The sequence below is a fragment of the Nostoc sp. genome, from assembly GCF_036917535.1.
Taxonomy (GTDB): Bacteria; Cyanobacteriota; Cyanobacteriia; order Cyanobacteriales; family Nostocaceae; genus Nostoc.
Genome location: NZ_JBALDA010000036.1, coordinates 20,976 through 33,700 on the forward strand (window position 1 = coordinate 20,976; position 12,725 = coordinate 33,700).

Here is a 12,725-nt window from a genome sequence, read left to right on the forward strand (position 1 = left end):
TTTTGAAATTTCTTAAAGCATAATCTAGGAGATTCTCATGTCTGATTCAATTTCCATTTCCAACTCCCATTCCTATAGATTTGTTACGGTTGAAGAATTCTTTGCAGATTACAAAAAATGGCACAAAATTGAGAAGGCTGTTTCTGTATCATTCAATGAAGAGAACAAGACATTGACTATCGGGTTCGACAATATTGATGGAGAAGTAGGGAAACGTTGCTTTATGCTCCTCGAATTCCTGCGAAAAGATATTTTCAGAGTTCGCTTCAACCCTTTTAAAACTTCAGATCGATTAGCTTCCGATAGATCAGACAGTTATACTTTTCAGAACACACGCTCCGTCGTTCAGGATACGTCTGAAGATTTAAGAAAAGTTTTAGATAAACAAGAGGAATTCTGGATAAAGTCAAATCAAACTGATTCTTATATCGAGCTAGTGACTCAGTATAAGAGTGAATTTAATTCTATCAAGAATATAATGCGGGTAGTTGTGAGTTACAATTTTTTCCAAATTCAAGTCTTCAACTACCCTAACTGGTATAATAATTCTGATGAGCAAGGCGAAGAATTTAAAGTTTGGGAAACCGAACAAAATGGGATTTACTACACGTTCAATGGTACAGAAAAAGAGGATTACGCAATTCTTCAGGTAATTCAAAAGCCAGCGACTGCTAAATATATTGGGTTTGGGGAACAAGGCGGAAAATCACTATGTAAAAATACCGCACAAGTCAATTATTTCAACTTTGACAATATGCGCTATCGCCAGGTCTACAATGTCGGGCCTTTGGATGGGCGTGAACCGCTTTACCACTCCGATCCTTTCTTTATGGAATTTAACGGCGTTCCCCATCAAAATAGTGTTTACGGGATTTATATTGACAATCCCTCTCAAATCTTGATCGATATCGGCTACGCCAACTCCAGTCGGTATATGTACGGGACTCGTTTTGGCGATCTTGACTATTACTTCTTCTTAGGCGAAAATGCCGCTAACATCATCGATGGTTTTACTTCAATCGTTGGACGCTCTCGCCTGAAACCTCGCTATGCTTTAGGATACCACCAAGGATGTTATGGATATGAAAATCGCAAAGCATTAGAGTGGGTTGTTCAAAAGTATCGGGATAACAACATACCACTCGACGGTCTTCACATCGATGTAGATGTACAAAACAAATATCAAACCTTTACAATTAACGAGCAAGAATTCCCCGACCCAAAAGGAATGTTTGCTTGGTTAAAAGAAAAGGGGATTAAATGTAGCACAAATATCACCCCTATCATTAGCAACAACGACCTGAACTACCAAACCTATAAAGAGGGATTGGAGAAAGAATATTTCGTCCTTGATGAACGTCATCAGGCAAAAGAAACTGAAACCTGGTATTATCAAGATTACGACGGCGGACACGAAAAACTCAACAAACCTAACTGCCCGAACTATGATGACGGGAAGCCTTTTACGGGTGAAGTGTACTATGGAAATGTACATACTCAAGAAGGTGAAAAAGAGCTTGGGACATCTGGTCATTACCCCGATTTAGGAATATTAGAGATACGTAAGTGGTGGGGCAAACAATATAAATATCTCTTTGAAATGGGCTTAGAGTTTGTCTGGCAGGATATGACGACACCAGCAATTCGTAACAATCGAGGCGATATGCGGAGTTTTCCCTTCCGACTACTAGTAACTAATGACTTTACCTCCGACAATAATCCCGAAAAGACACCATTTATTAAAATGTGGAATTTGTTTTCCTACAACCTCCACAAAGCCACATATCACGGTCTCAACGAACTGGGCGAAAATTTTCCAGACACACTAGGGGAGCGAAAAAACAAGCGTAACTTTATCGTTGGACGCGGCAGTTTCACTGGAATGCACCGCTTTGCAGCACTTTGGACGGGGGACAACAGTTCGACTTGGGACTTCTTAAAGATGAATATATCGCAAGTCATTTCTCTGGGAATGTGCGGTATGTCTATTTGCGGTCAGGACATCGGCGGGTTTGAGGCGGCGAATGACTCAGAAAAGTGGGCAGGGCCAGAACTGATCATGCGCTGGACGGCTGCGGGTGCTTTCCTCCCCTGGTTCCGTAACCACTATATGCGGAAAGGACGGAAAGAATTCCAAGAACCATTTCAATATATGGAATGGTTTAATGGCAATCCTCCCGAACCACAAGATCAATACCGGATGGTACTTCCAGTTTGCAAATACTACATTGAATTACGGTATCGCCTACTTCAGTTGTTCTATGATGCAATGTTCGAGAATTGCCTCAATGGGAAGCCGATTTGCCGCCCCATGTTCCTCAACGACCCAACAGATAAGTCACTCTACAATGATAAGATTTCCTTTTTAGATGATCAGTTTTTTGTTGGTCGAGATTTGCTGGTAGCCCCGATCCTTGATGAGGAGAATAAGTGTCGCGGCAAACGGGATATTTACCTTCCCGCAAGCAGTGATTGGTATTGCTTTAAAAATAACCGACAGCCACTGGATGGTGCCGTGGAAGGCGGTACTACCATCCGTGAGTTCGATGCCCATCTAAGTGCTGACCCCAACCATATTAACTTCATTGTGCCGATCTACGTGCGTGCAGGAGCGATTATTCCCACAGTTGAGCTTGAACAGTATGTTGGTGAACTCAACGCCAAAGGATTGCCTAATCCAATTACCATTAACATCTATCCTGGAGAAACCACAAATATTCCTGATGGTGACGAAAAATTGGCATTGCATAACTTTAGGAAGTACTACATGTACTTAGATGATGGAGTAAGTCGCTCTTCTGCCCCACCCCCACCGAAAAAAGAATCATCTGAAAGTGACGAGAAAGGTAAAGGGGAATATCGACAGACTCCCTCTTCTGCCGCATCAAAAGAAGAATCATCTGGAAGTGACGAGAGAGGTAAAGGGGAATATCGGCAGACTCCCTCTTCTCCCGCACTGATAAAAGAATTACCTGGAAGTGACAAGAAAGGTGAAGGGAAATATCGGCAGACACTCATCACACACAGTTATGGTTATCGCCTTGATCATAAAGAGCGGTTTATTTGGATTACGCGTATCCACGACGATTACAAGCCAAAGGAAGAATATTTCTTTGTTGCGATATTGCACGATCCATCTGAATTACCTGCAAGGGACGTAAAATCTAACATAAGAAATTCATCTCCCTTGCAGAGCGTCAGCATAGACGAGCTAGAAATCCTCCCAATTAAAGATGGGACTCTTGACGAACGAGTTAAAAAACTTAGCGATTCTGAAAAGAATGCTTGGTATTACAACGAGAACATCGATATCACTTTCATCAAGGTGTTCGATCACATTCCGTCCGCTATAGAGGCGATCACTATAAACATAAAATACGTTTAATGTAGATCGCTTTAGGAAAATAGAACCTTTAGAGGGAGAAAAATCGGATATTGAGCGGTAGCAGCGTCTATGGTTGTATTCACTAGCTATTAGTCTCTGCTACTAAAGCTTTGCGTTCAATATCGGTAAATCGCCGCAACGGCTGTGCTATATGGAATCTGTTCAAAGGGAATAGCGTAAACCGTGCCGCCGTTTAATAAAGTATGAGCAGCAACAAAATCCAACAAATCCTCATCACCCGCTTCTTTTTCTGGATGTAAATAAACTGTTTCTGAAGTTGGATCGAATAAACCCCACTGTTGCTGACCAACTGCAACTAGTAATGAATCCACGCGTTGGTAATAAGCCGCTGAGACAACTTCTTCGAGCTTGTTAGATGCTTTACCACTATCACCACCAAACAATTCGTGAAATTGCTCTAAAACATCCTGCTGTGACTTTTGAAAATCAGCCTCGACAATCGGCCAAGCTTGATTATGTAACTCTTGGGCGCTGAGGATTTCTGGATTACCAGTGATAGCTTCATCCATCAAATGCTGGTAAGTATTTGCCTGTCTATACAAAGGTAAGAGATACTCTACCCCAGCCAACACCAAAGGCGCTTTTTGCGATCGCAGTTTCTCGTGTAATGCGCCATCAACAATTTGAAAGAATTGGAGGATGTCTTCTTGATGTTTATCCCTCTCAGGGCTTCCCTGTCCGTGAAATGTGCCTGGTTGCGAAGAAGTATTGGCGGTTCCGCCTTTTGATGTGGCGATGCGAAACTGGCCTTCTTGAGCAGTCTCGTCTCTTTGCAAAGCTTCATCTAGACTTTTAGGGAGATTCTCTACTCCTACTTCATTGACGCTGTAGCGTGTTCCTTCGAAGAACCTAACATCTTGTTGGCTCAAAGCCAGTATATAGAAGCGACCATTACCATTTAAAATTGGCAGCAGTGGCTTGATGTGAAATCGGTCTGTAACCACGACCAACTCTTGAAAATCAATTGGCAGGGTATAATAGCGAAAAATATTTTCAGAAATAAAAATCGCCAGCCCGTGCTCTCCCATTTGCTCCCAAAACTCTTGGGTATCAAGTTCATGGGATTTTTCCAACAATGCGATCGCATCTTTTTGTTCCAAACCCGCATCAATTAAACGAGTCTCCGCTTCCTTGACCAAATTTTTAAAGCGAATTGGGTTTTGTCGCACTTCTGGCCCGGCTAGGTGCGTTGGCATATAAATGGAAACACAATTTCCTTTTGGCTGTTCTATTAATGTCTTGATTTCCTCTCTAGAGATTAATTGCATATTATACCCCTCCTATCAACGTGACCAGATACATCAGACCAGACCATCGATATTCAACGATCTGATAGGACGTTATTCTCAGGTGATGGCGGTTGAACTTCAACCGTTTGCTTCTGAGTTTATTTCACCTCAAGGAGAGTTTAGTCGAAGGAGAGTTTTGTTGCATCTTTCTTTTGATAAGAAATTAGCAATTGTATACACTATCCTTTAGATGGAGAAATAGGTCGCTTAAGAAGAATTATGAGGTCAATTGTTAGGAGGGTGGTTAAGTATGAGGTTTTGGGAGGAAGACTCAATAGAGTACGAGATATTTAAGCAATACGAATATGCATTATCTGCAATTGGTGTAGATTTTAGCAGAGAAGATGTGCAGGATATCTTAGAAGTATGTTGTTTTGGACTTGAAGATGCTTTAAAAGCTGTCATTGCGTATTGGATTTGGTTGCAGCAGCAAGAAAAATCAATGGAATATCCTAGTGTCGTATTAATCCGCGCACTTAACGAACAGTGGAAACCAAAAAATTGGCGTGATGAATGGCTGGGTCTACCCCAACTGCAATCTCAAGGGCAAAGATGGTACGAGAGTGCTGCCAAGATTTGGGGTTATAATCTGCGTAATCAAACTGTTGCAAATATTGTTTATGACCGAGGAAAAGAGTACATTGTATTCACTAACCGTAAAGAATTGCTGGTAGAGACTGCATGGCGTTGGGAATGGGAACGAATACTTAAATACGCAACCACTTGATCTTGATAAATAAATATTTTATGTTGCTAAACTACTATGAATATATATTCTCAGGATTGGCAGGAAGTCCGAAAACTTGCATTACAACGATCTGGACGTAAATTTCAAATTAAATTTGTGGAGCAGTAAATGATTTAGATGTTCATCATAATTCCTACGATAATCTTGGTACTGAACGGCAGCATTTAGAAGATTTAGTAGTGCTGTGTTCTAGCTTTCAATCATCCAGCATTTGGAGTATTAGGATCGGAGTGTTCTGTCTTAAGAGGATATACATTTTTTGGTTGCCTAACAAAACCCAAAGTTACTCGTTTCATAATCCAGTACAACCCGACAAGGATTACAAAACTGATAGCAATAATTACCAATGGCTGTTTACCGAGAATTTCTTCGACACCTTTAGTCAATACGGCATCGGGTTGAGTAATAAAATCCCAACTGTTGAAACGCAAAAATCGCCCCCAATACACACCAATAGCACACAGCAAATGCGTAATCAACTCAAAGCGCCAAATCCATTGACTTTTGCCGATGCGATGTAAGTAGTGACCCCAATTAATTAACGATATTACATAAGCTTCAAATCCACTTAAAATTACTAGCAAATATAGAGGAATGAGTACTAAAGTAATCATCCACACCGATTGAATTGTACGAATATCATCTATTAAGTGAATTACATCGGTCAACAAATATGGTGCATTTGGTAAGAAAGCATAGAAAACTAAGAATCCTAGCCACCAAAGCCAAGTGCCACCACGTCTCATGCGAAATAGCCAGACACTCAAAGCCAAAGGTATAAAAGCCAGAAATAAATTCCAAGTCATCCAACTCATATTAATTCGCAAGACCTGCACGACTCTGGATATCAATTCTTCTTTCATAGGTGCTTACTCGGAAGATGTTTGATTGATGTATATTCACTCTGTAGTGTTAGTGTTAACCTTAGCGATCGAGTTTTTGTAGGCTTCAAGAAAATTAATTTCCTCCAACATCAGACAAGATTTTTGTATCAGTTAAAAGTAAATGCAATCTGCTATATGTCCAAAATTTAGAGTTTTTGTGTATTTTATGCTGGAGGATGAAATTTATCAATCAACCAGCTTAAGCCACTAGTATAGCCAGAAAATCACCAGGGTAAAACATACCACCGAAAGGTAGTCTGAACAACAAAAACGCTGCGAATCACTGATGGTGGACTTTTTTTATTGCAATGTTGCCCCTGTGCTAACTATTATATTGATTTCATTTTGCCCTGCTAGAGTTCCAGAAGCACTCAAAATTTTTGTCAAGTTAGCCTTTGCTTAGGGGCGGACAAGACGCCATTGGTGTCAAGTTAAAGCCTCAGCTCAAATGTAAAGCGACCTTGAGGCATTGCGCCGATGTCGTTGAGGAATGGCTTTGACCAAGCTTATTAATCTCATTACAAAACAGCCCCTGCGGGAACCCTACTACTTCGTGGAAGGCTCTGCTGGGAGCTTCAATGCTTATCGAGGGGCGATCGATCTATCGGGTCCAGTGAATGCCGACAAAACAGTGCTGTATCGTTTAGGTGTTGCCGCCCGGACAACCGAAAGCTTTATTGATTTCTTTCAACAACAGCAATACGACGTTGCACCCTCCTTAACCTGGCAGATTAACGACAAAGCCAAGCTCACCTTGGCAGGCGAGTATTACGACTTTCAGGGAACCTATGATTCCGGTCTTCCGGCAGAGGGTACTGTCCTGCCAAACCCCTATGGTAAGATTCCGCGCAATCACGCTGTTGATGAACCTTCAGTTGAAGGTACCGATAATCAAACCTATCGAGTTGGTTATAACTTTGAGTACCGCTTTAGCGACAACTGGCAAGTGCGTAGTGCCTTGCACACTTCATTTCTGCGTTTAAATAGAAAAACTGTTTATAGCACCAGCCTTGCAGCAGATAAACGGAGCTTAGGTCGAGTTTACGGCGAACAGATATTCGACGACGATAACTACATTTTCGATACTTATGTTGTCGGCAAGTTCGCCACTGGTAGTATTAAACATCAACTGGTCACAGGATTAAATTTATCCAGAGAGGATACCTTTACCACCAATTTCAGTCGAGCGATCGCTTCAATAGATCTATTCAATCCCCAATACGGTAGTCAGCCAACTGGATCTGCCATCAGTCCATTAAACCTTCGTGTCAGGAATGACTCATTGGGTATTTATGTTCAAGATCAAATCACATTGGCAGACAACCTCAAGGTACTGTTAGGTGGACGTTTCGACATTGCCAGTAATGATTTTCAACAGTTAACCACAGCGTTTAGTAACTTCCAACAGAATGAAGCATTTAGTCCCAGAGTTGGCATTGTCTATCAACCGATTCCACCCATTTCCCTCTACGCCAGCTACAGCAAATCATTTCTACAAGAATCACTTTTCAGTCAGTCACAACCCGAGCCAGAACGTGGTACCCAATACGAAGTGGGGATCAAGGCGGATTTGAATAGCCGTTTGTCCGCGACTCTGGCATTCTATGACCTAACTCGCACCAACTTGCCCACCCAAGATCCCAATAACCCATTGCTCTCTATTCTGGTAGGCGAACAGCGCAGCCGGGGGATTGAGTTTGATGTCACAGGAGAAATCTTACCGGGATGGAACATGATTGCAGGCTATGCTTACACCGATGCCGAAATTACCAAAGACAATACATTTACGGTGGGCAATCAGTTGAACAATGTTCCGAAAAACGCTATCAATCTGTGGACAACCTACGAAATTCAACAGGGCAATTACAAGGGGTTGGGATTTGGTTTGGGATTCTACTTTGCAGGCGACAGGCAGGGAGATTTAGCCAACACGTTTCAACTGCCCAGCTATTTCCGTACTGATGCTGCTATCTTCTACAAACTCCAGGGGTTGCGGGTGGGACTCAATTTTAAGAATTTGTTTAATATCGATTATTTTGAATCTGCCGGGAGTCGAAATCGCGTTTTCTATGGCGATCCGTTCACAGTACAGGGTACGATTTCTTGGGAGTTTTGACGGGAGCTTCTAAAGCATTGTCGATATATCAAGGGTTACGGTTTCCAGAAAGTGCAACTTGTAGGCGCGATAGCTTGCAAGTCAGTGCATCGCTTCACTCAACTCTCGATTCCTTAGTTGGTTGAGCGACTTGCCCTGAGCGGAGCTGTTGGCGCAGCCTTTCGTAGAGAAGGGAGTCGAAACCAACGGCAGCGGTAGATTTATTAACGGAAATTGCCTAACTTCAGCGATCGCTCTTACCTGATTCATTATTGCCAACATTATCTGTATGCTTAATAAATATAATTCTCATTTAAATGCAGCATATAGGTAATGGTAGTAACAATTTCACACCAAGCTTACTGGGAACTCTTTGATGAAAATGCCGATAATATCAGTAAATTTGACCCTAATGATGACTTAGACATTATCTGCAAGTATCCTCAGCAATTAGGTCAAGGCTACTCACGATTCATTTGGCTACGGCAAGGAATCGAGTTAAATATTGGCAACTACCACAACTTGGATAGAATAATTATTCATCTTCCGGAACGGGAACATCCCCTAGAATACAATTTTCAACTCTGTGGAAGTTATACAATTCCATCTTTCTCTGTTAATACCAAAGAATATAGTTTTTACGGTAGTGGAATTGCACCGCAAGAATATTGTAAATCATCACCAGGACAGCAGATAGAAATTAATGTTCACATAGAACCAGAGGTTTTTCGTTCATTTATTGGCGATCAATCGGGAGATTTACCAACAGAATTACAGCATTTAATTGCAGCAGAAAATCGGATTTATTACCAAAATTCTGGAAAAATTACTCTTCAGATGCAAACCTGCTTACAGCAAATTTTACAATGTCCTTACTACGGCATTACTAAACGCATGTACTTGGAAGCAAGAGTTTTGGATCTAATGGCGTTATTAGTGGAACAAGAGATAGAAGCGCAAAAAGGTAAAAATTCGACTCCTTTTCTGAAATCAGATGATTTAGAACGCCTGTACCACGCTAGAAAAATTTTATTACAAAATCTTGACAATCCTCCTTCTTTGGTAGATTTGTCACGACAAGTAGGTTTGAATGAATGTACTTTTAAGCGGGGTTTCCGTCTCACCTTTGGTACAACTGCTTTTCACTACTTACATCACTACCGCCTCGAAAAAGCACGACAACTATTGCAAACAGGAGATATGAATGTTGTAGAAGTAGCGCGAATAGTGGGTTTTGCTAGTCGCAGTTATTTTGCATCTGCTTTTAGAAAAAAATTTGGAGTTAATCCTAAAGAATACCTAACTATCCGAAAGAATTCCCGTTAGCGTTCAAAAAATTCCCTCTAACGACCATAATTCACTTTCACACACTAAAGCATTCCTGTAAGCTTCTTGATAAGAATTATTCATTATCAATCAAGTCAGGTTCAGCAAGTTGATGTTTGAGGAGTTGTGATGAAGAGTTGGTGGTTATCTAAGGGTTTTCAGTTGTGGCTGGCACTGATATCAGGATGTTTGAATATTTCGGTTATTGTGCCTGTGTCAGCACAAGTGAAATCAAATACCCAACCATTACTAGTGCAATCGTCTATACCACAAATAACACCTGCATCAGAAATAGTACCAATCACAGGAGTTAAGGCAAATCCCACTAATAAAGGTGTGGAAATAATTTTAGAGACAACTGTCGGGACTAAACTGCAAGTTACAAATCGCAGTGCTGGTAATAATTTTATTGTCGATGTCTCTGGCGGGCAATTGCGTTTACCATCGGGCGATACTTATACATTTCGTTCCGAGAAACCGCTTGCGGGAATTACACAAATAACGGTAATAAACCTTGATGCAAATACTGTGCGGGTGACAGTGGTAGGTGAGAAAACTTTGCCCACGGTTGAGTTATTTGATGATGATGCTGGGCTGGTTTTTGCGGTAGCTTCCACTGCGACGGCGACTTCTCCACCACAGCCACCACAAACACCGCAAGCACAGCAACCGCAAAACCAGACACAGCCTAGTCTTCCTTCAACTAGTGGTGATGAGCCAATTGAGTTAGTCGTGACGGGTGAGCAAGATGGGTATCGCGCTACAGATGGCTCAACTGCGACTAAAACAGATACTCCATTGCGTGATATTCCCCAGTCGATTCAAGTAGTACCTCGACAAGTGCTACAAGACCAGCAGGCGAGAAACCTGGCAGAAGCCGTTAGAAATGTACCGGGTGTTACACAGGGAGGTGGTTCATCAAGCCGTGATGCTTTTGAAGGTGTTTTGATCCGAGGCTTTAATGTTTACACTGATATCCTCAGAAACGGGTTGAAAGACACGGGTTCTGCATGGCAGAGTTTTGATCCGGCGGGTATCGAACGAGTTGAAGTCCTCAAAGGACCTGCCTCAGTTCTCTACGGTTCGGGTTCATTGGGAGGGATAATTAATTATGTCACCAAACAACCCCTGAGCGAACCATACGCAGCAGTGGAAGCCTCTGCTGGCAGCTTTAACTTCTATCGCGGTGCAATAGACTTGAGTGGTCCACTCAATCCCAGCAAGACGGTGTTGTATCGTCTCAACCTCGCGGGTCAGACAACCGAAAGTTTCCTAGATTTCTACGATCAAAAAAGATACTTTGTAGCACCTGTTGTTTCCTGGCAAATCAGCGATCGCACCAAGGTTACTTTTTCCGGCGAATATCAGGTTCGACCCCAAAAGGTGGGTTTTTCTGGTCTTCCCATTGAGGGGACTCTTCTACCCAATCCAAATGGAAAAATCCCGCGCAATCGTAACGTATTGGAGCCATTTGCTACATATGATACAAGTGCTCTCCGCCTTGGTTACGATCTCGAACATCGTTTTAGCTCTAACTGGCAGCTACGCAATGCTTTTGGATATACGTCGTTTCAACGGTTCAAAAATTGGGTCTATGCCACTGCATTAGAGGACGATAAGCGTACTATAGATCGAGCCTTCCAAGGGGATGGAGGAGATGATATCAGATCCTATAATATTGACACTTATGTGGTAGGTAAATTTGCCACAGGCGGCATTGGGCATCAACTTGTCACAGGTGTTAATTTCATCAAGTCTACTAGTTTTACCAAGGATGATTTCCGCCCAATTGCTCCCATTGACCTGTTTAACCCAGTATACGGTAGTCAGCCAGGTCTGATTACTAGTAGCAGAAAGGGCCCCGAATCATCAGATACATGGGGCATTTATGTTCAAGATCAGGTCACACTGGCTGATAATCTGAAACTGCTATTGGGTTTGCGATATGATACCTTCAGCGACAAGAGCATAGATCAGCTGAATAATAATACCAAAGACACGTCTTCTGATGATGCATTTAGTCCCCGTGTTGGACTAGTCTATCAACCGATTCCCGCAATTTCGCTGTATGCTAACTACAGTCGTTCCTTTACCCCCAACGGTGGAAAGGCTTTTGATGGCAGTTTATTCCAACCGGAACGTGGCACTTCCTATGAAGTTGGCATTAAAGGAGATATCAACAATAAACTTTCTGCAACCTTTGCCTACTACGATTTAACACGTTCCAATGTCTTGACCAGCGATCCACAGCATCCTAACTTCTCCATCCAAACCGGAGAGCAAGGCAGTAACGGGGTTGAACTCAGTCTTGCTGGTGAAATCTTATCCGGATGGAACATCATTGCAGGTTATGCTTACACGAATGCAAGAATTACTGAAGATAATGATTATCCAGTTGGTAACTCACTGGATAATGTCCCTAAACACACGTTTAACTTATGGACCTCGTACGAAATCCAATCCGGTGGCTTCAAAGGTTTGGGCTTAGGCTTGGGGTTATTCTACGTTGGAGAACGTCAAGGAGACTTGGAGAATACGTACACTTTGCCTAGTTATTTCCTGACTGAGGCGGCTATCTTCTATAAGCAAGATAGATTCCGGGCAGCAGTTAATGTTAAGAATTTGTTTAACGTTGACTATTTAGAATCTTCTCAGGGCAATCGGCTGAATCTTTATTATGGCGATCCGTTGACGGTGCAGGGGACAATTTCTTGGGAGTTTTGACGGGAGCCTCAGCTTTTGGTTAATGCTTTGCTCGGTTGTTTGTTGGTCGCTGTTTATGCTAAGAGACACTATTTCTTAACAACAGTTGAGAGTATGACCATTCGTCTCAGGGAGAGGAAATAATATCAAGTTGGGGCGATCGCTCAAATTCCTATATTCTCCTAAAGATTCAATAATGCCAGAAGCATATTCTTTCATAAAGGTTACGTGGAATGCGTAGGCGTAACCCGTCACAGACATCGCAGGACTTGTG

Annotated in this window: 9 protein-coding genes; 5 read left to right on the forward strand and 4 right to left on the reverse strand. The window is 42.1% G+C overall.

Going from position 1 to position 12,725, the window contains the following annotated elements; translation table 11 throughout:
- Positions 1–37 precede the first annotated feature (37 nt).
- Positions 38–3,385 carry a TIM-barrel domain-containing protein gene (locus V7K56_RS12400; RefSeq protein WP_334910806.1) on the forward strand — a complete coding sequence of 1,116 codons (3,348 nt, stop codon included), beginning with the start codon at positions 38–40 and terminating at the stop codon, positions 3,383–3,385.
- Positions 3,386–3,501: 116 nt separating this feature from the next.
- Here the strand turns inward: V7K56_RS12400 and V7K56_RS12405 are convergent, their stop codons facing one another.
- The gene (locus tag V7K56_RS12405) at positions 3,502–4,674 is read right to left on the reverse strand and encodes a baeRF3 domain-containing protein (protein ID WP_334910808.1); all 1,173 of its coding nucleotides are present in this window, start codon (positions 4,672–4,674) and stop codon (positions 3,502–3,504) included.
- A gap of 271 nt (positions 4,675–4,945) precedes the next feature.
- Here V7K56_RS12405 and V7K56_RS12410 point away from each other — a divergent pair, with 271 nt between their 5' ends.
- Positions 4,946–5,422 carry a hypothetical protein gene (locus tag V7K56_RS12410; protein WP_334910810.1) on the forward strand — a complete coding sequence of 159 codons (477 nt, stop codon included), beginning with the start codon at positions 4,946–4,948 and terminating at the stop codon, positions 5,420–5,422.
- 221 nt (positions 5,423–5,643) lie between these two features.
- On the opposite strand, the gene V7K56_RS12415 is transcribed toward V7K56_RS12410, so the two are convergent.
- Positions 5,644–6,306, reverse strand: coding sequence for a DUF1361 domain-containing protein (locus V7K56_RS12415; protein WP_334910812.1), 663 nt, complete (start codon positions 6,304–6,306; stop codon positions 5,644–5,646).
- A gap of 517 nt (positions 6,307–6,823) precedes the next feature.
- Here V7K56_RS12415 and V7K56_RS12420 point away from each other — a divergent pair.
- A complete protein-coding gene (locus V7K56_RS12420) occupies positions 6,824–8,443 on the forward strand; it encodes a TonB-dependent siderophore receptor (protein ID WP_334910814.1) in 1,620 nt (539 codons plus the stop codon).
- A gap of 81 nt (positions 8,444–8,524) precedes the next feature.
- On the opposite strand, the gene V7K56_RS12425 is transcribed toward V7K56_RS12420, so the two are convergent.
- Entirely contained in the window at positions 8,525–8,692 is a 168-nt protein-coding gene (locus V7K56_RS12425; protein WP_334910816.1) for a hypothetical protein, read from the reverse strand.
- 63 nt (positions 8,693–8,755) lie between these two features.
- Here V7K56_RS12425 and V7K56_RS12430 point away from each other — a divergent pair, with 63 nt between their 5' ends.
- Both V7K56_RS12430 and V7K56_RS12435 read left to right on the forward strand, forming a co-directional pair.
- The gene (locus tag V7K56_RS12430) at positions 8,756–9,748 is read left to right on the forward strand and encodes a helix-turn-helix transcriptional regulator (RefSeq protein WP_334910818.1); all 993 of its coding nucleotides are present in this window, start codon (positions 8,756–8,758) and stop codon (positions 9,746–9,748) included.
- Positions 9,749–9,877: 129 nt separating this feature from the next.
- Entirely contained in the window at positions 9,878–12,472 is a 2,595-nt protein-coding gene (locus V7K56_RS12435) for a TonB-dependent receptor (RefSeq protein WP_334910820.1), read from the forward strand.
- Positions 12,473–12,547: 75 nt separating this feature from the next.
- On the opposite strand, the gene V7K56_RS12440 is transcribed toward V7K56_RS12435, so the two are convergent.
- Positions 12,548–12,712: a hypothetical protein gene (locus V7K56_RS12440; protein WP_334910822.1), complete on the reverse strand. Its 165-nt coding sequence runs from the start codon at positions 12,710–12,712 to the stop codon at positions 12,548–12,550.
- Positions 12,713–12,725: the final 13 nt, after the last annotated feature.